At 47.2% G+C, this 22,673-nt stretch carries 25 protein-coding genes and 1 pseudogene; 12 read left to right on the top strand and 14 right to left on the bottom strand.

The annotated features are described in order from the left end of the window. The 3 genes and pseudogenes from B7L70_RS06610 to B7L70_RS06605 form a co-directional block, all read left to right on the top strand. Nucleotides 1–765 (top strand): annotated as a pseudogene (locus B7L70_RS06610) (urocanate hydratase); the annotation flags it as partial. A gap of 266 nt (nucleotides 766–1,031) precedes the next feature. Continuing rightward, nucleotides 1,032–1,196, top strand: coding sequence for a hypothetical protein (locus B7L70_RS13750; protein WP_202908704.1), 165 nt, complete (start codon nucleotides 1,032–1,034; stop codon nucleotides 1,194–1,196). Beyond that, complete coding sequence (locus B7L70_RS06605) at nucleotides 1,153–1,569, top strand: hypothetical protein (protein ID WP_143701565.1); 417 nt, start codon at nucleotides 1,153–1,155, stop codon at nucleotides 1,567–1,569. Before B7L70_RS13750 ends, B7L70_RS06605 begins: the two co-directional genes overlap by 44 nt. A gap of 3 nt (nucleotides 1,570–1,572) precedes the next feature. Here the strand turns inward: B7L70_RS06605 and B7L70_RS06600 are convergent, their stop codons facing one another. Continuing rightward, nucleotides 1,573–2,700, bottom strand: a complete 1,128-nt coding sequence (locus B7L70_RS06600) for a VIT1/CCC1 transporter family protein (RefSeq protein WP_081227089.1) — start codon at nucleotides 2,698–2,700, stop codon at nucleotides 1,573–1,575. Nucleotides 2,701–2,778: 78 nt separating this feature from the next. Here B7L70_RS06600 and B7L70_RS06595 point away from each other — a divergent pair, with 78 nt between their 5' ends. Beyond that, nucleotides 2,779–4,008 carry an acyl-CoA dehydrogenase family protein gene (locus tag B7L70_RS06595; RefSeq protein ID WP_081227088.1) on the top strand — a complete coding sequence of 410 codons (1,230 nt, stop codon included), beginning with the start codon at nucleotides 2,779–2,781 and terminating at the stop codon, nucleotides 4,006–4,008. Here the strand turns inward: B7L70_RS06595 and B7L70_RS06590 are convergent. The 5 genes from B7L70_RS06590 to B7L70_RS06565 all read right to left on the bottom strand — a co-directional run bounded on the left by B7L70_RS06590 (nucleotide 4,001) and on the right by B7L70_RS06565 (nucleotide 7,534). Continuing rightward, nucleotides 4,001–4,798: a carbon-nitrogen hydrolase family protein gene (locus B7L70_RS06590; RefSeq protein ID WP_081227087.1), complete on the bottom strand. Its 798-nt coding sequence runs from the start codon at nucleotides 4,796–4,798 to the stop codon at nucleotides 4,001–4,003. The genes B7L70_RS06595 and B7L70_RS06590 overlap by 8 nt on opposite strands. A gap of 128 nt (nucleotides 4,799–4,926) precedes the next feature. After that, on the bottom strand, nucleotides 4,927–5,181 hold the full coding sequence (locus tag B7L70_RS06585) for a hypothetical protein (RefSeq protein WP_143701564.1): 255 nt from the start codon (nucleotides 5,179–5,181) through the stop codon (nucleotides 4,927–4,929). A gap of 211 nt (nucleotides 5,182–5,392) precedes the next feature. Then, entirely contained in the window at nucleotides 5,393–5,581 is a 189-nt protein-coding gene (locus B7L70_RS06575) for a nucleotidyltransferase domain-containing protein (RefSeq protein ID WP_081227084.1), read from the bottom strand. Further along, entirely contained in the window at nucleotides 5,578–5,934 is a 357-nt protein-coding gene (locus B7L70_RS06570; RefSeq protein ID WP_081227083.1) for a HEPN domain-containing protein, read from the bottom strand. The genes B7L70_RS06575 and B7L70_RS06570 overlap by 4 nt, the downstream gene beginning before the upstream one ends. 67 nt (nucleotides 5,935–6,001) lie before the next feature. Further along, nucleotides 6,002–7,534 carry an elongator complex protein 3 gene (locus B7L70_RS06565; protein ID WP_081227082.1) on the bottom strand — a complete coding sequence of 511 codons (1,533 nt, stop codon included), beginning with the start codon at nucleotides 7,532–7,534 and terminating at the stop codon, nucleotides 6,002–6,004. 146 nt (nucleotides 7,535–7,680) lie between these two features. Between B7L70_RS06565 and B7L70_RS06560 the strand changes: the two genes are divergently transcribed. After that, nucleotides 7,681–9,552 (top strand): ATP-dependent DNA helicase, encoded by a 1,872-nt coding sequence (locus B7L70_RS06560; protein ID WP_081227081.1) that lies wholly within the window; start codon nucleotides 7,681–7,683, stop codon nucleotides 9,550–9,552. On the opposite strand, the gene B7L70_RS13370 is transcribed toward B7L70_RS06560, so the two are convergent. Continuing rightward, on the bottom strand, nucleotides 9,539–10,216 hold the full coding sequence (locus B7L70_RS13370; RefSeq protein ID WP_081227080.1) for a hypothetical protein: 678 nt from the start codon (nucleotides 10,214–10,216) through the stop codon (nucleotides 9,539–9,541). The genes B7L70_RS06560 and B7L70_RS13370 overlap by 14 nt on opposite strands. Nucleotides 10,217–10,293: 77 nt before the next feature. Here B7L70_RS13370 and B7L70_RS06550 point away from each other — a divergent pair, with 77 nt between their 5' ends. Both B7L70_RS06550 and tenA read left to right on the top strand, forming a co-directional pair. After that, the gene (locus B7L70_RS06550) at nucleotides 10,294–12,150 is read left to right on the top strand and encodes a DNA topoisomerase (RefSeq protein WP_081227079.1); all 1,857 of its coding nucleotides are present in this window, start codon (nucleotides 10,294–10,296) and stop codon (nucleotides 12,148–12,150) included. Beyond that, complete coding sequence (gene tenA / locus B7L70_RS06545; protein ID WP_238376134.1) at nucleotides 12,151–12,861, top strand: thiaminase II; 711 nt, start codon at nucleotides 12,151–12,153, stop codon at nucleotides 12,859–12,861. Nucleotides 12,862–12,896: 35 nt separating this feature from the next. Here tenA and B7L70_RS06540 read toward each other — a convergent pair whose 3' ends face one another. Together B7L70_RS06540 and B7L70_RS06535 are read right to left on the bottom strand one after the other, a co-directional pair. Further along, nucleotides 12,897–13,685 (bottom strand): SDR family NAD(P)-dependent oxidoreductase, encoded by a 789-nt coding sequence (locus tag B7L70_RS06540; protein ID WP_081227077.1) that lies wholly within the window; start codon nucleotides 13,683–13,685, stop codon nucleotides 12,897–12,899. Nucleotides 13,686–13,753: 68 nt separating this feature from the next. Continuing rightward, nucleotides 13,754–14,818, bottom strand: a complete 1,065-nt coding sequence (locus B7L70_RS06535) for a radical SAM protein (protein ID WP_081227076.1) — start codon at nucleotides 14,816–14,818, stop codon at nucleotides 13,754–13,756. A gap of 95 nt (nucleotides 14,819–14,913) precedes the next feature. Here B7L70_RS06535 and B7L70_RS06530 point away from each other — a divergent pair, with 95 nt between their 5' ends. Then, nucleotides 14,914–15,591: a winged helix-turn-helix domain-containing protein gene (locus B7L70_RS06530; protein WP_081227075.1), complete on the top strand. Its 678-nt coding sequence runs from the start codon at nucleotides 14,914–14,916 to the stop codon at nucleotides 15,589–15,591. Here B7L70_RS06530 and B7L70_RS06525 read toward each other — a convergent pair. Beyond that, the gene (locus tag B7L70_RS06525) at nucleotides 15,580–16,299 is read right to left on the bottom strand and encodes a hypothetical protein (RefSeq protein ID WP_081227074.1); all 720 of its coding nucleotides are present in this window, start codon (nucleotides 16,297–16,299) and stop codon (nucleotides 15,580–15,582) included. The two genes, B7L70_RS06530 and B7L70_RS06525, sit on opposite strands and share 12 nt — an antisense overlap. A gap of 70 nt (nucleotides 16,300–16,369) precedes the next feature. On the opposite strand from B7L70_RS06525, the gene B7L70_RS06520 reads away from it, so the two are divergent. Then, on the top strand, nucleotides 16,370–17,293 hold the full coding sequence (locus B7L70_RS06520) for a ribonuclease Z (RefSeq protein ID WP_081227073.1): 924 nt from the start codon (nucleotides 16,370–16,372) through the stop codon (nucleotides 17,291–17,293). Here the strand turns inward: B7L70_RS06520 and rsmA are convergent. Further along, nucleotides 17,267–18,130, bottom strand: coding sequence for a 16S rRNA (adenine(1518)-N(6)/adenine(1519)-N(6))-dimethyltransferase RsmA (gene rsmA, locus B7L70_RS06515; protein ID WP_081227072.1), 864 nt, complete (start codon nucleotides 18,128–18,130; stop codon nucleotides 17,267–17,269). The genes B7L70_RS06520 and rsmA overlap by 27 nt on opposite strands. 59 nt (nucleotides 18,131–18,189) lie before the next feature. Here rsmA and B7L70_RS06510 point away from each other — a divergent pair, with 59 nt between their 5' ends. Continuing rightward, nucleotides 18,190–18,786 carry an HD family hydrolase gene (locus B7L70_RS06510; protein ID WP_081227071.1) on the top strand — a complete coding sequence of 199 codons (597 nt, stop codon included), beginning with the start codon at nucleotides 18,190–18,192 and terminating at the stop codon, nucleotides 18,784–18,786. 178 nt (nucleotides 18,787–18,964) lie between these two features. Then, entirely contained in the window at nucleotides 18,965–19,963 is a 999-nt protein-coding gene (locus B7L70_RS06505; protein WP_081227070.1) for an alcohol dehydrogenase catalytic domain-containing protein, read from the top strand. A 3-nt stretch (nucleotides 19,964–19,966) separates the two neighbouring features. Here B7L70_RS06505 and pyrH read toward each other — a convergent pair whose 3' ends face one another. From pyrH to B7L70_RS06490, 3 genes are read right to left on the bottom strand one after another with little or no spacing between them, the layout of a single operon-like run. Beyond that, entirely contained in the window at nucleotides 19,967–20,638 is a 672-nt protein-coding gene (pyrH, locus tag B7L70_RS06500; RefSeq protein WP_081227091.1) for a UMP kinase, read from the bottom strand. Nucleotides 20,639–20,670: 32 nt separating this feature from the next. Beyond that, entirely contained in the window at nucleotides 20,671–21,201 is a 531-nt protein-coding gene (locus tag B7L70_RS06495) for a hypothetical protein (protein WP_081227069.1), read from the bottom strand. A gap of 52 nt (nucleotides 21,202–21,253) precedes the next feature. Then, entirely contained in the window at nucleotides 21,254–21,436 is a 183-nt protein-coding gene (locus B7L70_RS06490) for a chromatin protein Cren7 (RefSeq protein ID WP_081227068.1), read from the bottom strand. 392 nt (nucleotides 21,437–21,828) lie between these two features. On the opposite strand from B7L70_RS06490, the gene B7L70_RS06485 reads away from it, so the two are divergent. Then, a partial coding sequence (locus tag B7L70_RS06485; RefSeq protein WP_081227067.1) for a dihydrodipicolinate reductase occupies nucleotides 21,829–22,673 on the top strand: 845 nt, incomplete at its 3' end.

Below are 22,673 nucleotides of genomic sequence, written 5' to 3'. Positions count from 1 at the left end.
ATGAGACCGTTGTTTGAGGAGGGTCGTGGACCCTTCAGGTGGACATCTTTGGTTGGGGATCCCAATGATATTTATAAGCTCGATGATGTATTATTGACCCTATTCGAGAGGAATGCGAGGTTGGTTAGGTGGATTAAGAATGCTCACCAATACGTCAAGTTCCAGGGATTACCCGCTAGGGTCGTTTACCTGGGCTATGGGGAGAGGGCGTTGTTTGGTAAGGTCGTTAGTGAGATGGTTAGGAAGGGCGAGTTAAGTGGGCCAATATGGTTCGGTAGGGATCACCTGGACAGCGGTTCGGTGGCCTCGCCCTTCAGGGAGACCGAAGGTATGCTAGATGGTTCAGATGCAATTGGTGACTGGGCAGTACTTAACTATGCGTTGAATACGGCAGCTGGAGCGACATGGACATGCTTCCACCACGGTGGTGGGGTTGGCATTGGGTATGCCATACACGCTGGGTTTGGCATGGTTGTTGATGGCACGGAATTGGCTGAGGAGAAGGCGCTCAAGGTCTTCACCGTGGACCCAGGCAGTGGTGTTGTTAGACACGCACACGCTGGCTATCCCAAGTCCCTAATGGTTGCTAGGGAGAAGGGCATTAGGATACCAATCATTGATAAGCTTGAGAATAAGAGCGCCAGGGTTATCGAGGAGGCATACAGGGAGGGTAGGATCAGTAAGTTCACGTACGACAGGGTTAAGAAGGACCTGCAGGAGTATGAGGAGAGGAAGAAGAACTATAGGACGCCATTCAACACATAATGAGCGATTCTGTTTTCAATTATTAATCATGCCATGTAATAACAAGCAAGATGACCTTATTAATTGGTCTTCAAATCCGCAATAGTTATCTTGGGCTTCTGAAAGCCGTGGGTTATGAAACCTCGGCAACAAGTGTGGAACCATCAAGTGAAGAGATCTAGGGCGGCTGTTGAGAAGTAAACGGTAATTGAATCGCCATTTGCAGAGAGCGGTTAAGGTAAGAATTGGTTTATAAAAGGTAAATATAATCATATTCTTGAGTAGTAATGGGTAAAGAAAAGGAGTTACCAAAACTTGAGATTAGGGGATTCGTAGGGTACATAAGGTATATAGCATACCTAGGAACTTATGAGGAGTACGTGAGACAAATAAGGAGGGGTTCGCAAAATGACGGTTTGGTTAAAGATAAAGATAAGGAGCGAAAGCAGTGAAGTGGTTACCTGCGCAATGGCGAACACGGGCTTTGAGGGACTTGGTGCGGATATAATGCTACCCATGGACCTAGCTAAACGCCTTGGATTATGGCCACCTGAAAATGCTGACATATACGCTGTGAGGACGGCATCTGGCGTGGCACCAATATATAGGTTGAGGAATTATGTCGAAGTGGAGATCATGGTTAATGATAGAAGTGTAGCGCCCGTGAAGTTAACACCCATAATATCTGATGCAATGGAGTATGTATTACTTAGCGATAAGGCGTTAACTGCATTGGGCATTATAATAATAAGTGCCGGGGAGGGACTTTGGTGCCTAAGGGATGAGTTAGGCAGTGCAATTAGGGTCTCTTGCCAGCCACCTTGATAATCACGTTATTGCGATATGAAGTACATCATGCGCTATCGTGCCTATCGCGTACGTAGCAGCCGCAGCACCTAGGGATAGGGCTATGTTCATGGCAATGGTTCTCGTAATTTTACCACTACCTGATATTGCGGTTAATAATCCACTAATGGCTTGGGCAATGGCTACCAATACTATTGATATGTAGAGTGAGCCGACATTACCAATGATATGACCAAGTAGTGGGAATGGGGCTATAACAAGTAAGGCGCCAATTAGGTAAAATAACCCCGTGTATAACGCTGACCGACCTGGGCTCTCAAGTGCTTCCTTTGAAAAACCGACTTCGCCGACCTCGACAACCTTCTTGCTAACGTCTACACTATCTGATAAACTCAATGCCGCAATACTTGCCCTATCTTCATCAACACCAAACTTCGTCAACGTCTCCTTAACCCTCTTGACTCTATCCTCCACATTAAGGTTCTCAAGTTCCATATCTATCTTTGATAACTTCGTTTCCCTAATATCCCTCTGGGCCTTTGTCGACATATAAGCTCCGACGGCCATGGATAACGTGCCTGCTGTACCGACTATCAAACCTGCGAGTGTTATTAGTATTGGGTTAATGACAACTGGGGCGAGACCCGCGACGGCGGCTAACACTTCCACGAGTCCGTCGCTCATTCCGTACATGGCGTCTCTAATGTTGTCAATAAATGCCTCAAACCTGGACGCCTCGTCTCTGAACACTTCCTCGTGAGCCACCTCATCAAGCAGTATCTCCCTGAGCTTATCCGTGTAAGGTCCAAGGGCTCTTTTCCTAACTAGGTTTCCATACCTCCTTATAGCCTCAATCTCCGCACTTTCCCTGAGCTTTACGAGGAAGCCAAGACCAAATAATCTCCTAACTAATATTGAGAATAAGACTGAGGTTCTTGACGGTTTAACACTGCCTACGTCAATACCAACCTCCTCAGCAATTGATTTCCAGAACTTGGCGTGCTCAACCTCATACTGCGATAGTTTAAGCAGTTCATTCCTTAATTTCTCGTTTCTTTCAACTCCTGCTAAAGCCGCGTATATCTCCGCATCTGTTAACTCATCCCTATAATTATCAATAATCTCATCCCTACCAACACTAATGCTCATCAGAACCCCAATACCACAAGTAATATTAAAACTATATTCAGAGACAACTTATAAGATTATGCGTTATAGATGCAATATATGGTATTCCCACTAGACAGTCTACAGGACTATCAATTAATCTTCAAGCCAGAACACGAGATGCTCAGGAAAAGCATTAGGGAGTTCCTCGAGAGAGAGATTGCACCACATGCTCTTGAGTTTGACGATAAGGATGAAGTGCCTAGGGAGATACTTAGGAAGCTCGGCGAGCAAGGACTATGGGGTGTGGGAATTCCTGAGGAATACTCAGGGCAGGGGGGTGACACGATATCGGCAGTAATACTCATGGAGGAACTCAGTAGGGTAGCCCCACCGCTCGCCGTGATCAGGGGCACAAACGATCTCTTCTCAATACCACTGATGCTGTATGGCACTGAGGAACAGAAAAGGAAGTATTTACCACCAATAGCAAGGGGCGAAGCCTTTGGTGCCCACGCAATGACGGAGCCATGCTGCGGCTCTGACGTTGCTGGTATACAAACGAGGGCTATCAAGAAGGACGATGGATGGGTGATTAACGGTAGGAAGATTTTCATAAGCAACGCCGATATTGCGGATTACATAATGGTTTTTGCAAGGACTACAGAGCCGCCGGCGAATAGGCGTTGGTATGGGATAACAGCATTCATACTTGAGAAGGAAACCCCAGGGCTTAAGATCGGTGCCAAACTCGAGAAGAGGGGGCTTAGGGGTAGCCACGCTGTGGAGGTTCTATTGGATGACGTGGAGGTTCCTGATGAGAATAGGGTTGGTGAGTTGAACATGGGTTTCATAGTAGCCATGGAGACCTACGATAGGACCAGGGTGGGTGTTGCAGCCCAGGCCCTCGGTATGGCCCAGGCGGCATTCGAGAAGGCATTTCAATACTCACTCCAGAGGATGGCGTTTGGACAGTACCTTGCTGGTTTCGAGACTATTCAGTTCACGCTCGTTGAGATGATGGCTGAGTTGATGACCGCCAGATACCTAACGTACCTAGCTGCGTACCTGACCGATCAGGGTAGGGAGGAGTTCAAGTACGTGGCCAGCCTGGCCAAGTTCTACGCTACGGAAGCTGCGGAGAAGATCGTGTCCAAGGCCATAGATGTGCACGGTGGCGTTGGTGTGATTCATGAAACCGGCATTGAGAGGTTCCTCAGAGATGTTAAGATAACGGAGATATACGAGGGCGCAAACAACATACAAAGGGTTGTGGCGTTTAGGCAATTATTGAGGACGCTATCTAGGAAGGGGTTGATAAGCCCTGAGGTGGTTAGGGCCATCACCTAGATTTCGCCACAACAACCTTAACGCTCCTGATGCTACCGCTCATTAAATCATCTAGGTAACCCCTCCTAGTCCTCGCATAATCAATTTCATAGTGATCCAGGGTCACGTTAAATAAACCCTCAACGCCAAGGTTTACCGTGAGTACGTAATCACCGTTTGGTGATGCCACAAAACTGCCGCCCAGAACCTCACGCCCATCTGGGTACTTATACCCCGTACCCATGGATGCCACGAAGTACGCGGAATTCTCAAAGGCCCTAACTAGTCCAAGGCTTCTCCATAACGATACCCTATCCGCACTTATACTGCTTGGGTTTGCAATAATATCGACATTATTGACCGCTAAGGTCCTTGTGATTTCTGGGTACATGGCGTCGACACACACCACACACCCAATCCTCCAGCCCTCAAAATCGACAACCCCAAGCCTCTCACCACCACTCACGCTATTCCTCTCGCCGGTAGCCCTGGAAGGCCTAATCTTCTCTGAATAATTAATCAATCCCTCACCACTAACGATAGGGCAAACACTAACGACCCTACCATCAAGATTCACGTACGCACTACCACCAATTATTAAGGCACCCAACTCACCAGCCAGATCCCTGAGCAAACCAACATACTCCTCAAACTCACCACGACTCAGTACCCTAACACCAACCCAATTCTCAGGGAGAACCATCAAGTCCATCAATAAACCCTTAGTACTCCTCCTCAACCAATCAATACCATCAAAATAATCGCTAAACCTCCTAACCTGGGCAACACTAACCCTAAACACCCCATTCACACTAAGCCAATCCCATACCTCCTTAAAAGTAATCAGTACGATCTAAAGACGTGAAGAGTGTGCTAAGGGTTTATCCTGGATCGTTTCATGGCAAAATTTTGCCATGAAACGAAAAACAAAATAATATTCTAGTATATGCCATACTCAATTAGTAAATCTTCCAACCTCCTAGCCTCCCTCCTCAACTGCCTAATCCAGGTCGTTGGCGGCTCATTCCACTCCCTCTCTGTATATATAAAGAACTCGAAACCCGGCTCCAGAAGATCGATCAGCAGTTCCCTCCTCCTTAGCTGGTTTAACCGTCTCTCCGGAGGCGGCGGTTTGTGTTCATTCACCTTTGGTGGTTTCGCATCCCGCCGTCTCCTTCTCGACGGCTTTTCCATGAGCCACCCCCAGCTGCGGGAGTGGGTCCCCGCCTGTCGCCAGGGGTTCACGCCCGCTCCCCTCACCGAAGGCGGCTCCTCCAAGGTCACCCTCGCCAAGCTCATCGGGATCATCCCTTCTAAGAAAGTCGAGGATGGGCTTTAAAACCCATCGTCTCATCACCAACGATAATAAACACCACAAATAATCATGAAAACAGAAACTGCTCCATCACCCCTCAACATCATTACTTATGATTACGAGGTCTATGTCGCTGTCATCCCTGTAATCGCCTCTAGCCCTTGAGCCGACGACGTAGACCTCAAGAACCCTAATTCTGCCTCTAACCCTATTCATGAATTCTAGGGCTCTCTTCAGCATTTTCAACTGGCTTTCTATCGCAGATTTTGCCTTACTCATTCGATCACCCTGCCAGCCCTCTCGATGGTATTCTTGGCATCTGCCCTGGTGTAGATTTCGAATGGTGTGGCATTGGCGATGTCGGGGTATTTACTCGTTACGTAATGCATAGTTAATGCCCTTAGGTCATCATAATATGTCCGGCCAAGTTCATCCCTAATTAAGTAACCCAGCTCCACTAGGTCGTGGCCTCTGTAGGGCTTGCCTCGATACAGTAACAAAGCCTTCAATGCCTTCTCAGCTGCCTGTTGTGCCCAGAACGCGCTTGCGTAATAATCGCCTGATTGATACGAATTTCTCGCGGTCTCTAAATCCCTAATTGCTTGCATGAGCCATTTCTCATGCTCTGCCATCCTTAATCAAACTTTACCTCTGAACTTAAAATACTCACCTACAACATTGCACCCATGTGATGAGTTCTCAATTCGTTACCAGGTAATCGACTGCGGCGTTTTGCTCACTCTCCATGTTCATGCCTGTGTCGTCCAGTATTGATTTTCTCAGGTCCTTGAACATGTAGAAGCTACCTGGGTACTTCCTATAACCAAGCCTTCTATAGTACTCCCTAACCCCAACCCCCGATATTACAAACATCCTGTGGGCATCGAATTCCTCAAGGGCTATGTGCTCAGCCTCAGCCATCAACGCCCGCCCAATACCCCTATGCTGCCACCAGAATGGGTCGCTGGTCTTACTGCCTATCGGTAGTTCGGGTCCGTAGACGTGCAACTCCCTGATTAGCGCGGCCCTACCAAGCCTGATCTCGGGCCTATGGGCGTTACTGCTTGGTATCCTCAACCTCAGTATTCCATAGAGCGTGTCCTCCTCATCTATAACCTCCAGGAAAACCTCATGACCGCCAGACGCCTTGTAATCAATCCTATTTATCATCAAGCGCCTGGGCGTTGGTATTAACCCCCTCTTTACGTACTTATGCCCAACCTCACGGCACCTAATCTCAACGCACTCCAAACCTGCCTTACCCATTTCATTCAGTACAACCTCCCTCATATTCCCCATCTTCGGTCCATCAACAACCCAATGTAGCGGTATGTCTCTACCGAACCTCATAACCCTAACCCACCTGGGTACCGAAGCCATGATCCTAGCCAGTAACCAACGCCACGTCTCCTCATCATAACTCCTATATAGACCCCTCAACCACTCCTCATATAACTCGGTACCCCTAACCACAAACGTTGGGTATACCTTGACACAATCCGGCATGAAGCCTGGGTCATTAAATATGGTCTTGACCATCTCCAAATCCCGATCTGGGTCAGAACCAGGTAGTCCGGGCATTATGTGGTAACAAACCTTGTAGGCCGCATCCTTTAGGTACTGCGTGGCCTCTATCACCTCTTTAACTCCATGGCCCCTCCTAACCCTCCTCAACACATCATCATATATTGATTGAACACCAACCTCAACCCTCGTGAAGCCAAGCCTAAGCATTAGGTCTATGTGCCTTGGTCTCGCGAAATCCGGCCTAGTCTCTAGTTCGAGCGCAACAACCCTAATCTTAGCCCTCTCATTGCGTCTATGCTCAATCTCGATGTCGACATTGTCCGAAGATCCCTGCCCAGTGAATGGGTAATCATTGAGGGCCTTGAACGCATTGCCAATGAACCACTCGAGGTAATCCTCGGGTAGTGACGTCACGGTGCCGCCCATCACTATCAGCTCAACCTTAGATACTGGGTGGTGGAGTGCTTCGTACTGCCTAACCCTAGCGATTACCTGTCTATATGGGTCATAATTTAGTGGGGCTGCCCTAAGGACCACGGGTGAGTCGGGTAGGTACGATTTTGGGGTTCCCATGCTCTTATCTCCTGGGCAGTATGTGCAGTTGAATGGGCAAGCCACTGGAGCAACCATGATGGCGATGGGGACGACGCCGGATATGGTCCTCGTAGGCTTTAACCTGCCTAGTCCAATATTCGTAACACTCATTACCTTATTCACATCGCATCATGAGTTTATAAACGCTTTACTACAATTATAGGTGAAGCCCATGGAATTAATAAGCCATGAAGTCAATTCGGAGATTGTGAAGAACCGCTTTTTAAATTAGGGCGTTACTATTACCTTGGCATTTAATGTCTGGTGTCGCATCGCTATTACGGAAGTACTTCCCCTATGAGGAATATAGGAAACACCAGTTGGAGATTGCTGAGGCTATATATGATGCTTTATTTAGCAATAGAATAGCCCTGATTGAGGCCCCCACAGGTGTTGGCAAGACCTCTAGCGCCCTGGCTGCCTCACTCGCGTATTCTGAGGAGAGTGGTTATAAGGTTCTATTCCTAATTAGAACAAGGAATGAAGCTCAAGCCCCAATTAGGGAGTTGCGTAGGTTGAGGGATAGGGGTGTTGATGTTGATTATGTAATCATAAGGAATAGACCAGACATGTGCTGCATGGTGAGCACGCGTAAATTACCGTATGAGGAATTCCTCGAGGAATGCAGGTTTCTCAGGTCAAGTGGTGAATGCCCCTACTATATAAACACGAAGAAGGTGGACATCAGCAATATAATGCTTAATGTGTTAGAAGACGCTGGTAATGTCAATGAGTACGTACAATCACTCTGCTCACTTAATGTTTGCCCATACGAGATTTCTAAGGACTACCTGGCGAGGGCTAGGGTTGGTATAATGACCTACTACTACATATTTAGTATTAATAAGCCTGAAACGTTGAACGTCAATATCGAGGATAGCATCTTAATAATTGATGAGGCCCATAACCTGCCGGATGCCATTAGCAGTATAAACACTGTTAATTTACCTCTCACGTCGATTATGGCATCTATTGCCGAGGTTAGGAGGCTTGTTGATGATGAGGAATTGAAGAATAGAGCATTGAGAATATTGAAGAACTTGCATGCGTACATGGTTAAGTTGGGTAAGGTGCTTGAGGAGGAGACCATGGCATCTCTCGAGCTTGGTGACGTGCTTCAATTCTTCGAGGACTTCCAAGCAATTGTTGACTCCTACTATGAAATACTTAGAAAGAAAAGAGGCGCGGGCGTTCCAATACCTTATACCCCATTATCTAAGGTCATTGAGTTCCATAAGGCAATACTAAGTAAGGTGAGTGGTTTCGGGATGTTCCTGGTTAGGGATGAGCAGGGGGTTTCATTATCTTATAGGTGTGTTGATCCGTCAGTAATCAGTGCACCAATATTAAATGGAGCTGGTGGTGTCGTGTTAATGAGTGGCACGTTGCCGCCTAAGGACTACATGGTAAGCATGCTCGGCATCAATAAAGGCGTGAGTGAGTATAGGATTAGGTTTAGGGACTATATTAAGCCTGAGAATTACGAGGTTTTCGTCTATGACGGCGTCACGACTAGGTATGTGGAGAGGGATGAGGAGGAGTACGCCAAGATAGCCAGTGTGTTAAGTAAGATATACCAGGCTTACCAAGTTGATAAGGCCATTCTCTCCATATTCCCATCATACTCCGTACTCAAGGCCGTTAGGAAGTACCTAGACCCAGGTGTTAAGTACATAATGGAGTTGGGAAGTACATCAATTGATGATTTAATCAGGGATTTGCGTAGGGATCGTAAGAGGTTGATAATGGCTGTGGCTGGTGGTAAGCTTGTTGAGGGTGTTGAGTATAGGCTTGGTACGGAAAACCTACTGGGCCTTGTTGTAATCGTTGGTGTTCCATACCCCGAACCAAATGATTACCTTGAGGATGTAATGGAGATACTAACAGCCAGATTGGGTGATAGGGGATTGGCTTGGGAGTTGACGTATCAATGGCCAGCCATAGTTAGGGTTAAGCAGGCTGTGGGTAGGGCGTTTAGGTCTGAGAGTGATAGGGCTGTGATAGTGCTTATGGATCGCAGATTCCGTGAGGACAGGCTCTCCAGGGTTTTCAGGGATTACTTCGGTAAGTACGTAATTGTTGATGAAGGAAGGCTAATTAGTGAATTAACAAATACTACTCCTCGCTAATCCCCTCCTCCTCGCCTCCCTGCTGCTCCGTGGTTTCCGCCTCACCAACAACCTGAGGTTGTTGTGACGGTTGTTGCGGTTTTACCTGTGCCTGCCTTGGTGGCGGCGCCAGTATTCTCTCCTGTGTTGGTTGTTGATATTGAGGTACATATTGAGGCGGTGGAACTGCTGGTTGTTGTATCGTTGTTTGCGCCGTGGTTGTCTGCTGCCTTAATGACCTAATTATATACTCGAACCTCTTATCAAGCCCCATGGCTATTTGATACATGGCTATAAAGCTCACTATTAGTGATGCGGCTATGGCTATCAGTGATGCCATGAAGGCTATCGATGAGTACGGTACATAGACATCGTTTGTTGTTGGGAATAGTACTATGACTGTTATTATGAAGACAATAGCTATTAGGGCCAGGGGTATTCCGAGATAAAGCACGATCTTACTAACACTGGGTGTCAGCTCCTCAAATCTTGGTTGCTGAACCGTCCTACTTGGCGGTGTTACCTGCCTTGGTGGAGGTGGTTGGTAAACCTGTGGGTATTGCTGTGGTGGTGGGGGTGGTCTGTACTGTGGTGGCGGCGGTGGCGGTGGAGGTGGATATGCAGGGTATGGTTGCGGGTAAGGCGCCCTCCTAATCTGTTTTTCTTCCGGCTTTTTCTCGCCCATTCACAACACCATCTAATTGCTAGTTTCATTACCTATTAAGTTAATAAATGTTTCGAAAGAGTTAGTGTTAGGGCTTAGTGGTGATTGACGCATTGGTTGTTGCCGAGAAGGATTCTGTGGCTCGGGCGATCGCTAAGTACCTAGCCCAGGGTAGTGTTAGCACTAGGAAGGTTTATGGCATTAATGCGTACTGGTTCACGAAGGATGGGAAACAATGGGTTAGTATTGGGCTTAGAGGGCATATCATGAATATAGACTTCCCAATGGAGTTGAACAGGTGGCACGCCATAGAACCATCCAGGTTATTTGATGTGGAGCCAATCCTTGTAATTAGGGATGAGAACATAAACTACGTAAGAGCCCTCTCCCACCTGGGTTCAAGCGCGAGAATGGTTTACTTAGCCCTTGATGCCGATTCCGAGGGTGAGGCGATAGCCTATGAGGCAATGTTTGTTGTGAGAAATGTGAATCCTAAGGCCGTGTTTAGGAGGGTTTTGTTTTCTGCCGTGACTAGGAGCGACATTATTAATGCATTCAATTCGCCAACAAACCTAAACCCAGGCCTTGCCAAGAGGGTTTTCACGAGGATGATCCTCGATTTAACCCTGGGAGCGGTCTTCACAAGGGCCTTGACGCTTAGTGTTGAGAAGTTTGATAGAAATGCGTTGCCTAGGGGTAGTTTCCTGAGTTATGGGCCGTGCCAAACGCCAGTACTCAACCTCGTGGTTCAGAGGGCTATTGAGAGGGAGAATTTCAAGCCTGAGAAGTACTACGTGATTTACATAACGGTTAATGCGGCAGGTAGGGAATTAACCCTAAGCCACGACGGTGTATTTAAGGATAGGAGGGAGGCTGAGGGTGTGTTGAATCTCGTAAAGGGTGCAGGTAAGGTTAGGGTGATTACCGCAAATTATAAGGAGGAGTTCCTGAACCCGCCGATGCCACTGGATACGATAGAACTCGAGAGGAGGGCTAGTAGGTTCCTCAACATTAGGCCTAAGGCTGCCCTGGACATTGCTGAGGAGCTATACAGACATGGCTATATTTCGTACCCGAGGACCGAGACCACGATATACCCACCAACCCTAAACCTCAAGCAAGTACTTCTTGGTCTTACGCACGGTGAACATGGTGATTACGCTAAGGCGTTACTGGGTACCCCAATAAAGCCGACACGTGGTGATAGTGATGATGGTGCTCACCCACCAATATACCCAACGAAGGGCGCGAAGAGTGGTGAGTTATTAAGGTACTTTAAGAACGAGAAGTACTGGAAGATCTACGACCTCGTCGTAAGGCACTTCCTAGCAACACTAAGCCCGCCAGCTCGTGTTGAGAGGCAAAGAATCATCGTTGAAACCGCCGGGCATAAATTTGAGGCGAGTGGGCTGAAGATTATCGAGAGGGGTTTCTTAGTGATTTACCCATACGAGGAGCCCAGTGAGAAGGTATTACCCAGGTTAAAGGTTGGGGATGAACTCCGGATAATCAAGGCGTGGATTGAGGAGAGGGAGACCGAACCCCCGCCATACCTCTCTGAGTCGGAGCTCTTGAGGTTAATGAAGAAGTACGGTATTGGCACGGATGCCACAATGCAGGATCACATACATACCAACGTAATCCGCGGCTACTTCAAAATAAGGAATAAGCAATGCATACCGACACCACTTGGTAAAGCCGTGATAAATATACTAAGTAAGACGGGTAATGAACTCATTGACCCATGGTTTAGATCACGAATGGAGAAATCGCTCATGGAAATAACGAGGGGGTCATTAAAACCCGATGATGTGCTATTGACATTCAAGGATGAGGCTAGGAAGATTTACGAGAAGTTTGTCAATAGGCAGGGTGAGGTCGCGAGAGAGCTCGTAAAGGCATTGAGGGAGTCGTTAAGTAGGAGTAAGGGAGGTAATTCATCTAAGGAGGAATAGTTGAGTATATTAACTTCCATAAAGCACGCATTGGTGATGGCGAGCCAGCGTTTTACGGAGCGTCTTAAGGAAGCAGTGAGTGATGTTTGGGACAAGATATTGAATCACCCATTCGTTACCGAGTTATTCGATGGTTCGTTACCCATGGGTAAGTTCAGATTTTACGTAATACAAGACTATAACTACCTAATAACACTGACCAGGTGTCAGGCCATTATCGCGTCGAAGTTCGAAGATCCAGCAATTATGAGGAAGATTCTTGAGTTAGCATTAGCTGATGTGAGTACCGAATTAGAGAACTACAATAAACTACTTGGTGAGCTTGGTCTCAGTCTTAATGATGTGATTAGGGTGAGGCCCAGCCCTACAAATATGGCTTACATGAACTTCCTATTGAGCACGTGCACCATGGGTAGTCCTTACGAGGGTTTAGTGGCTATATTACCGTGCTACTGGACTTACCTAGAAATTGCCAGGTACCATGCCAAGAAACTGGAGGGGAATCCTGTTAGGGTGTATAGGGATTGGGCTCTGGTTTACCTAAGCCCCGAGTATGAGAAGATAGTCGGCGATCTAAGGGCGATAATTGATAATGCAGGTGATTACCTAGCGAGGGATTTCGATAGATTATCGGGAATCTTTAGGCAGGCCAGCGTTTATGAGTACATGTTCTGGGACATGGCATTTAGGCAGGAACAATGGATATTATGAGTTTTAACTACCCCCTGTACTGTAATGTGTTACCTTTAATCTGATGCGCCTGTTGGGTGTCTTATGGCGGGTATTATTGTTGTTCCTGCGTCTATTATGAAGACTTGCCCCGTGATGTTCTTCGCCGAGTCGCTCATTAGGAATGCGACCAGTTCCGCAACCTCCTCAGGCTCTATCAACCTACCCGTTAGTGTTGCTGATCTAACCCAATCCTCCTCCCTAACGTTTAGTACCTGCAATAGGCTCATACCCATCTTAGTCCTAACGAGGCCGGGCGCCACAGCATTGACAGTTATCCCATACTGCGCCAACTCGGCGGCTAACGCCTTCGTGAACCCTATCAATGCAGCCTTAGCCGTTGCGTAGGGCACGTTATACGCAGCCCCTATCAAACCCTCTATTGAGCTCATGTTCACAATCCTACCCCAACGATTCCTAATCATGTGCGGTACAGCAAACCTACTCAGTAGGTACGCGGATTTCAGGTTCGTATTTATTACCTTATCCCACAAACCCTCATCAACATCCACGAACGGCCTCATTATCCCCAGGCCAGCATTATTAACGAGGGCATCCACAGAACCCCACTGCCTAACCGCCTCGTCAATGACTGCCTTGGCACCATCAGCCGTGGCAACATCAGCCTTAACCAAAATAGCCTCACCATTAACAGCCTTAATCAACCTCATGGTCTCCTCACCCTCCTCATCATGCCTCTTATAATTAACAACAACACGATAACCAGCACCGGCCAGCCTAACGGCTATAGCCCTACCAATACCACGACCACTACCAGAAACAACAACAACCCTACCACCAACCATACCCTATGAGGGCTTTGTCTTGGGAGATAAACTTTCCCTTAGTGGTAGATATTTATGTCAATATACTACTAGATAAGCCTACCAATGTATATATTGTCGGAGTTCTCAATAACCCTGACCTTGACCTGATTCCCAATTAATACGTTCTCGAGACGCGGATCCGCAATCACGCTTATTACCCTATCGTGCATTACAGAGCCCTTCAATGGTTGGATGATGCCTAGGAATTCACCCCTAATTAGGCCTCTGCTTATGATCCTCACCTTAACATCCTCGTTTATACCAAATAGTTTGGGTAACTGGGGTGCCCTGTGAATGTTCAATTCTTCATTAGTCATGCTCAACCTAGTCCCAAGCTCCTCTTCTAGATTCTTTATTCTATTCCAAAATTCCTCCCAAGTCATCACCCTAATCCTGACCCTCCTACCTCTCTTATGCGGTATGTACTTCTGAATGAGGACTGGCGGTAGCTCACCCCTACCTAATCCCGTATCCTTAGCCCACTTGATTATTTCGACCATGTCGCTATCATTGATACCTGGTAACCAAACGGGTGATGCTATCACGTTTATCCCAAGCTCAAGGGCCCTAACCACTAATTCCTTAACTCGCTCGATATCGTACCAGGAAGCCCCACTAATCCTCTTAGCCAATTCTGGGTTTAATGAGTCAATGCTCAGGTTTATCCTATCAAGCCCAGCTGATGCCAACTCCTTTAGATCATCCTCACTAAGCATGTAGAGTCTCGTTTGCATGGAGACCTTGGAAACACCACCTATCGACTTAGCTCCACGAACCAGGTTAATAAGATGGGGGTAGACGCCAGGTTCTCCCATGCCGTCGATGTGCACCTCTATATCGTTTATGCCCTTAAACCTCACAACCTCTTCCAGGGCACCCAATAGGGCATTGGGGTCTACCACAAACTCAGCCCATCTATTGGTTGAGTCAGGTCCCGCATTTACTGAGCAGTATATGCAGGACAGTGGACATAGGGTTGTTGGTCTAACCTCAATAACGTTGGTCCCCCTATCAACAATTCCAAATGCGAGCGTACCAACCTGCGGCACATCACCCCCTATCCTAATTACCCTCCTACTCCTCTCTATCTTACCAATACTACTCCTCCACATCTAGACACCATGCCTAAAACCACACCCTCTGCTCTTCCCTATGATCTACCAAAATAGGGTTTTAAATTCAGAGGTTATGTAACTGTGAAGCGTAGATGATAAGGATAAACACCCTCAGCGGTGGGTTGGACCTATTCAGGGTAAACATGAGGTCAGTGGCGATACTACCAATAGAGTCCTTCGATGCATTACTAAGCAGTAACATTAGGTTGGAGATAATGAACATGCTGAGTGGTGGTCCAATGACCGTCACCACGCTTGCGCAGAGGTTAAATATGCTTAAGGGCGTCGTGCATAGGCACGTAAAGATTCTCGAGGACTTCGGTTGGATTAGGCAGTTAAGTGATGAAGAGGCGAGGAGTATGGGGTTGAGCAGGGAAGCCAATAGGATTTATTACATACCCTCAGCCCTCGTTTATTTGGGCTTTAAGATAGACGCCAATGAGCATGGCGTCAAGATAGTCATACCTACGAACTACGGCGCATTCATTGATATGAGAGGCCGCAAATTCATACTACTGGCACCAACCTTTGTATTTCATGATTGCAGGAACACATGCCCAACACATGAGGCATGCCTTGACTGGGTTAAGAGGGTTGGGAAGCAGTACCACGTAAACGTTGATGAGGATGATGCAGCAAGGGCATTAATGCACCTATACATGCAGTTGGTGCTTAAGGAGTTCCGGATGTATGCTGCAAATAACGTGATGACGCTAGATAGTCCACGCCTGAACTCAATAATCATAAAGCAGGCAAACCTAGTCCTTTAGGATCACTAGGTACTTACCTGAACCGCTCACTCTACGTAGTTTATACCAAACACCCAGTGATGAGTAATACCTACTCACTATCATCGTACTCGTACCATGAATTATAAGCAACTTAGTACCGTTAATTGAAATACTCATTACCTGACTACACGTTTCGAATAGCAACCTCCAATCATTGACCGTAACCTCATTAAGGCACTCACCAGAAATGGTGCTTCCAAGACCCCTGGTTACATCGAAGATCTGTATCTCGTGGTTAACGTCGGAGTACAAAAGCCTACCTTCAAGACCCATGATCCTCATTATTCGCAATGCATCATTACTTGGCCTAACCCTGCGCCCGCTAAGCCTCATGAGCCTTACCATGATTAACAGCGCCTCGTTAGCCCTTAAGTCAAAATTCACACCTATTCCTTGCTCCTCCCAATCAACATTGACCCTACACTCCCCATTAGTGATTAATGCGTAGATTCCCAGCAAGTCATTAAGTCTTTGGGTTAGGTATCTACCATAAATTTCGCCATTACAGGGCACGTTAATTATTATCCTCGTGCCATACAACCTAATACTTCCGCCACCAAAGCCCTCGCCCCTAACCATCAACGGCTTTATATCATCCCTAGGCACCACATAAGCTATTAAACCACCCTTTTCATAACCCAACCTATAATTCCTGATTAACTCATCAACATCTACCTCACTAACCATAATTACCCATCCTATTTTCAGTAATTAAGTCAGTTTTCTATATAAATAACTGGATGTTACACGCAAGATTATGTTAATACGGGTGACCTTCCTAGGCACAGGTGCCGGAACGCCTGGAAAGGATAGGTACCTACCTGCAATACTCATTGAGGATGGACAGAGGAGGGTACTGCTGGACTCCGGCGAGGGTGTTCAGTACAGGCTGCTTGAGGTTGGCATTAGCCCGCTGAAAATAACGCATATATTCATAACGCACCTACATGGTGATCACGTGTTTGGGTTGCCAGGTCTATTAGCCACGATGGCAATGCTCGGTAGGAAGGACGACCTCATAATTGCTGGACCGAGGGGTATTACGAATTTTGTGAAGGGTGCCATGGAGGTTGTTGGTGATCCGCCCTTCAACGTGTTAATATACGAGGTTGAGCCTGCGGAGAGTGCGAGGGACGTTGTTAATGAGGAGAACTTCTACGTGCAATGCACCTTGGCTCGGCATACAATAGCTGACTGCGCGTATGCGCTTCATTGGAGAACGTATGTTGGTAAGTTTAACCCAGAGAGGGCTAGGGAGCTTAATGTGCCGGTGACCTACTGGAAGAAGTTACATATGGGTGAAATGGTGGTCCTGGATGATGGCAGGATTGTGAAGCCGGAGGATGTTGTCGACATTTCATCAAGTGGCACTGTCAAGCTGGTTTATACGGGTGACACGGCTCCCACGGACACCGTGGTTAACATCTCAAGGAATGCCCAACTACTCATTCACGAATCAACATTCTCAGCTAGGGAGGATGGGAATCTCGTTTGGAGTCAAGGTCACTCTAGGTCTATTGATGCAGCCTCAATAGCCAAGGAGGCTGGTGTTGAGAGGCTTGTGCTTACGCACATAAGTAATAGGTACTCAGACCCAGAATTACTTGCTTTAGAAGCATCCGAGATCTTCCCGAACGTGTTGGCAGCTAGGGATTTAATGAGTATCGTAATCAATGTTTAACGTCCCTATAACGGTTTTCAACCTACCCATGTATGGTCTCAGTATCTTGGTAATGCTCACAATATCATCAACACCCAATTGCCTCACCCTTAAGCCGACATCAATACCGCCCTTAACGACATCATTCAAGGCCTCAGAGCCTAGGTACTTATTCAACACCCACCTGAGAACCCTATTCCTATGCCTAAAGAGCATGTTCGTGACCAACTCAAGCTCCTCCAGGTTTTGATAGCACGGCTCCCTCCTGACCATCATGACGAGCGATGAGTAAACCTCAGGGCTTGGGTAGAACGCCTCGGGTGTGTACGTGTTGAGTAGGGCGACGTTATAATTGCACCTGGTTATCACCGTGAGTCTTCCGTAATCATCACCACCAGGCTCGCTAACCAACCTATTAGCCACCTCCCTCTGGATCGTAAGTAACACCTTAGGTGCACCCTCTCTAATGATGCGTATTATTAGGGCTGATGTTATTGAGTAAGGCACGTTGGAAACGACAATATCGACCTGGGGCCATGGTAATCTCAAGGCGTCACCCTGTATGATGGACACGTTCCTCAAGTCACCGAGAAGTCTCTCGGCAATCTTCACAAGCCTACCATCAACCTCAATAGTAATTACCTGGGATGCGCGTTTAGCTAAATAATAGGTGAGTGTGCCAATACCTGTACCAATCTCGAGCACCCTTGAACCTGCATCAACGTGATTGACCATGTCCTTAATGACCGTTGGATCAACCACGAAGTGTTGGCTCAACCTCTTACTGGGCTTCAACCTGTACTTACTCATTAAGCTCATTAACTCATCCCTCGTTAACTCATCTAACTCAGGGAGCACTAGGATATCCTCGTGAATTTTGTTAATAAGCTTTTAAATGAGGTTGAACCCATAATCGAGTGGCATCGCAAATCATTAAGGTCTTGAATATTGTGGATTCACTGCTGAACATACCCAGGATTGGGTGGATACAACGTGGGGTGCCTAGAGCCTTGGCTGAGAGCGTTGGGGAACACACGCTTCTCGTGAGCTATATAACCCTTATATTATGCAATGAAATCAGGAGGACTGGTGCAAATGTTGATGCTAGTAAATGCCTATCTATGGCATTATTGCATGACGCCCATGAGGCTTTGATAGGTAATGTTGGTAATAGCGTTAGGTCCATGCTCACTGATTGGAGGGATTTGGAGGTCAGGGTTTTTGAGGATCTTGGCTTTAACGAGGAGTTGAACAACTACTTCAGGGAGTATAGGTATGGGTTGAGTATTGAGGGTAAGCTCGTGAGTATTGCCGATAAGCTCGCAACATACATGAGGGCATGTAAATACGCCATGGCAGGGTATAGTACGGAAGAACTAATTAATAATTACAAGGAATTAGTCACTAGATTAACCGACGACCTACCAAGCGACGTCAGGGAGGTGATTAAGGAGTTAATCGCACCAATAAGTACGTGGTGCGTAAGTAAACAATCCAATAACGATAAGGGATAATTCCTTTACCGCGCCATCCAGGTACGGTGATGTCGGCAATACGCATACGGCGGTAATCAACCGTTAGCACCGGCACTGTTCAATTCTTAGGCGTGACCAATCCCTTACCTAGGTGAAATGAGTATATGTGAACTTCAACATGCAATCCTTTAAATGCTAACCACAGCACCATAATCCAATGACTCATGGCACCCAGAGGGCGCTAGTCCTCCACGGACCCATGGACGCGAGGATAGAGGAGGTAGACATACCAAAACCACCCGAGGGCTGGGTCTTAGTGAAGACCCTGGCTGTCGGGATATGCGGTACGGACAAGGCGTTTTACAGGGGGACATACCCACTATTTAAGAGACCACTAATACCTGGTCATGAGGTCTCTGGGGTTGTTATTGGTGGGGACCTGGATGGCAGGTTTGTGGTTAGCGAGATCAACTTTCCATGCGGAAAATGCCACTTCTGCAGGCAGGGACTTTACACCCACTGCCCCTATAGGAAAACACTGGGTATCGACTTCGATGGAGGCTTCGCCGAGTACTTCATAGCACCAATAACAGCATTACATACGATAGACGGCATAGACCCGGTTGTTGCCACCCAAGTCGAGCCGTTGGCAGCCGTACTAAATGACCTCGAGCAGTACCCAATAACGCCGTCAATGAACGTAGCCATAATAGGCACTGGAAACCTGGCATACCTAACTGCGCAGGTGTTGAGGGCCATGGGCGTTAACTACGTTGTCATAGCTAGACGGGGTAGCGCAAAGGCCAGGTACTTCAGGGCGATTGGTGCGGAGATATTGTTCGAGGATGAAGTTAATGATTACATAGCCAGGAATACACCAGAGGGGCAGGGTTTTGATGCGACCTTCGAGGTAAGTGGTAATGCCGAGGTAATTAATACGGCAATCAACATAACAAGGCCTAGGGGCTTTATTCATCTGAAGTCGACGCCAGGTTCACAATTCAAAGCCGACTTAACAAAGGCTGTAGTTAAGGAGTTGAGGATAGTTGGGTCGCGCTGTGGTACGTTTAGGGAGTTCAAGAGGGCTATTGAGCTCATTAGAAATGGTACCGTAAAGCCGCTTATAACGTCTGTCGTTAATGGGATTGACAACAGCCTACAGGCACTTGAGAGGTCGCTGAAGGGTGATGAGATGAAGGTTGTGGTTAGGATTTGATTATTAGGGCGTTATCACAGTGCCCGCACCAACACCCTTGGTCACCACGTTCTTTAGGGCTTCTGGCTTATTGCAGCTAACCACGTATATTGCTATTTTACCTCTCTGGGCTATACTCAGGGCCCATGGGTCGAGTAGGTCGTAAGTACCTGCCACCGTCCTCGATTTAAGGATCCCCATTAACTCATCAATGCTCACCTTCTCTAGTCTCTTGGCGTTTGGGTCCTTCCTGGGGTCGCTCGTGTATACGGCATCCACATTGGCACAATCAATAAGTTTCCTGACGCCTAATAATTCACTAACGAGCATCGCCACAGTCGCCGTTGACTGGCCTGGTTGAAAGCCTCCAACAATTACGAGCCTACCTGTGGTCCAGGCACTGAATGTCTCATTCAAGTCCTTGGGTATGGGTAGGTAGGCTATGTCACTGAGGGCTGATGCCAATAACTGGGCGTTTAACCTGCTTGCCGATATCCCCAGCATATCTAGTAATGATTCGTTAATACCCAGGTCTCTACCAAGCTCTATGTAACGCCTAGCTAGGGAACCACCGCCTGTAACCACAACCATCCTGTACCCACCAACCCATAGTTCACGGATTAAATCAACGTATGTGGGTAGTAAGTCCCCATTGTCGAATAAATGTCCACTTAGCTTAAGGGTGAAGATCTCCATGAAACCCTCCATCAACTGCTTACGAGTGTTTCTTAAACTTTCCCGACTGTGCCCCTCGCAAAGTCGTTGATGGCGTTGGCAATCCCATTCGCAACATAGGTGGGTAAGCCATTTAGGTTGAGGTTCGGTATTGCATTATCGCAAACCCTCCTTAACTCCTCCAAATTCCTCGTTAGGAACTCCTTGATTGCGTCGTAGTGGTCGGCCCCAATCATCGGTTGCATGAAGGAGTCTATAGAACAATCAGAGTCATACCATTCCTTAAAAAACCTAGCTGTCGATAACAACCTATTAACCTCGTCAATACCCACCTCCCTACCATCAAGTATGACAGTCACTTGATGACCCAGGAACCTCTTAACAACCCTGACCTCTATGAAGCCTAGGTCGCAAGGTCTTCTTTCCTTTACGCACCTCGCAACCTCATCACCAATACCCAACAGCCTCAGTAAATCCTTATTCCTCTCATACTCACGCCTACACATACATACCTGCTGAAGCACCCTAATGAAGCGTGATTCATACTCCTCAGTAAGAGCATCAATTGCATCATGACTAATCATTTTTGAATCAAAAACCTAAGCCAATTTTAAGGATAACTAATCAATGCCTCAATCACTCAGCCTTACCAATGGCCTTCCTAACAACCTTACCACTGGGGCACTTGAAGAGGCCTATTATCACACCGCGTCGACCCTTTGGTGCAAGCATCCATACCTTAACTGGCTTGAGTTTCACTATTTGACCGTCGCATTCAACCTCGTATTCCTTCTCCATGTAACTTGAGAACTCGGACATTGTTACCCCTAATTATTCTATCCTTAATAAACAATCATGAGTATCAATAAGGCGAAAACAATGCATAAAAATGCTCTTTTTACGGGGGTAATTACAGGGAATGAAATGAGCATTATTAATGAAAATTATGGAAATGAACGCTAATTAGCATGGTAATAACACGGTGAATACCATGATATAATGAACGAATTATATGCGCAGAACCATTTGAAAACAGTATGTAAATGAGATATGGATGGTTGAGAAAACACATTTAATGCGCCTAGGTAATACTCATATTGGGTGATGATGGGCCCTAGCATTGATTGATGATGAGGGGTGACGAATGATTCACAAAACTGATTCCACGCTTGGCGGTAATAATTATTAATCACTTGCCCGGTTAAACTGACGTGACCATCAGGGCTGTTGTTTACGGCGTTGGTCCAATAGGGCAGTTAATAGCCAGGGTTGCCCTTGAGAAGGGCTTTGACGTCGTTGGTGCCATAGACATTGATCCACAGAAGGTTGGTAAGGACCTCGGTGAGGTACTCGGACTGGATAAAACCTTGGGTATCAAGGTCGAGAGTGATGCCGATAAGGTCCTCAGAGATTCAAACCCAGACGTAGTCCTGCACTCAACGGGAAGCTTCTTTGACAAGGTCTACCCACAGATAATGAGGGCGGTCAGGATTGGTGCGGATGTAGTCTCGACATGCGAGACCCTGGCATGGCCCTGGTACAGATACCCAGACCTGGCTGAATTGGTCGATAACTACGCCAGGAATTACGGCTCAACAGTGCTAGGTGCAGGTGTCAACCCAGGCTTTGTCTTTGATGTCTTACCCGCGGTCCTATCCACAACCCTAACAAGGCTTGAGAAGATAACCGTCACGAGATCCCTAGATGCATCAAAGAGGAGGTACTCATTCCAGAAGAAGATAGGCCTCGGGATGACACCGACACAGTTCAGGGAGGCCCTTGGTAGGGGTGAGATAACTGCCCACGTGGGTTTCGCGGAGTCGGTACTACTCATGGCGAGCATGATGGGGCTTAGGTTGGATAGGGTTGAGGAGGGGCAGGAGGCCATAATAGCCGATAGGCATTACGAAACCCAATACTTCAGGATTGAGGAGGGCCAGGTCAGGGGCGTTGTCGGTCACGGCAGCGGCTTCATAGGCGATAAGGAGGTCATTAGGGTGGAGTTGAGGGCTTGCGTTGAATGTGAGGATTTTGAGGAGGTTAGGCTAATGGGTGA

The organism is Vulcanisaeta sp. EB80 (assembly GCF_002078205.2).
The sequence above is the reverse complement of the archived record's forward strand: the minus strand, read 5'-3'. Positions and strand labels throughout refer to the sequence as shown.

Bases quoted from the DNA above. Each gene is read 5' to 3' on its own strand.
- B7L70_RS13750 (WP_202908704.1), top strand. From the start codon at position 1,032: ATGGGTAAAGAAAAGGAGTTACCAAAACTTGAGATTAGGGGATTCGTA.
- pyrH (WP_081227091.1), bottom strand. From the start codon at position 20,638: ATGGAGATCTTCACCCTTAAGCTAAGTGGACATTTATTCGACAATGGG.
- B7L70_RS06595 (WP_081227088.1), top strand. From the start codon at position 2,779: ATGGTATTCCCACTAGACAGTCTACAGGACTATCAATTAATCTTCAAG.
- B7L70_RS06520 (WP_081227073.1), top strand. From the start codon at position 16,370: ATGTTAATACGGGTGACCTTCCTAGGCACAGGTGCCGGAACGCCTGGA.
- B7L70_RS06540 (WP_081227077.1), bottom strand. From the start codon at position 13,685: ATGGTTGGTGGTAGGGTTGTTGTTGTTTCTGGTAGTGGTCGTGGTATT.
- B7L70_RS06570 (WP_081227083.1), bottom strand. From the start codon at position 5,934: ATGGCAGAGCATGAGAAATGGCTCATGCAAGCAATTAGGGATTTAGAG.
- B7L70_RS06600 (WP_081227089.1), bottom strand. From the start codon at position 2,700: ATGAGCATTAGTGTTGGTAGGGATGAGATTATTGATAATTATAGGGAT.
- B7L70_RS06575 (WP_081227084.1), bottom strand. From the start codon at position 5,581: ATGAGTAAGGCAAAATCTGCGATAGAAAGCCAGTTGAAAATGCTGAAG.
- B7L70_RS06495 (WP_081227069.1), bottom strand. From the start codon at position 21,201: ATGATTAGTCATGATGCAATTGATGCTCTTACTGAGGAGTATGAATCA.
- B7L70_RS06585 (WP_143701564.1), bottom strand. From the start codon at position 5,181: ATGGAAAAGCCGTCGAGAAGGAGACGGCGGGATGCGAAACCACCAAAG.
- B7L70_RS13370 (WP_081227080.1), bottom strand. From the start codon at position 10,216: ATGGGCGAGAAAAAGCCGGAAGAAAAACAGATTAGGAGGGCGCCTTAC.
- B7L70_RS06605 (WP_143701565.1), top strand. From the start codon at position 1,153: ATGACGGTTTGGTTAAAGATAAAGATAAGGAGCGAAAGCAGTGAAGTG.
- B7L70_RS06565 (WP_081227082.1), bottom strand. From the start codon at position 7,534: ATGAGTGTTACGAATATTGGACTAGGCAGGTTAAAGCCTACGAGGACC.
- B7L70_RS06490 (WP_081227068.1), bottom strand. From the start codon at position 21,436: ATGTCCGAGTTCTCAAGTTACATGGAGAAGGAATACGAGGTTGAATGC.
- B7L70_RS06525 (WP_081227074.1), bottom strand. From the start codon at position 16,299: ATGGTTAGTGAGGTAGATGTTGATGAGTTAATCAGGAATTATAGGTTG.
- B7L70_RS06560 (WP_081227081.1), top strand. From the start codon at position 7,681: ATGTCTGGTGTCGCATCGCTATTACGGAAGTACTTCCCCTATGAGGAA.
- B7L70_RS06505 (WP_081227070.1), top strand. From the start codon at position 18,965: ATGACTCATGGCACCCAGAGGGCGCTAGTCCTCCACGGACCCATGGAC.
- B7L70_RS06535 (WP_081227076.1), bottom strand. From the start codon at position 14,818: ATGTGGAGGAGTAGTATTGGTAAGATAGAGAGGAGTAGGAGGGTAATT.
- B7L70_RS06530 (WP_081227075.1), top strand. From the start codon at position 14,914: ATGATAAGGATAAACACCCTCAGCGGTGGGTTGGACCTATTCAGGGTA.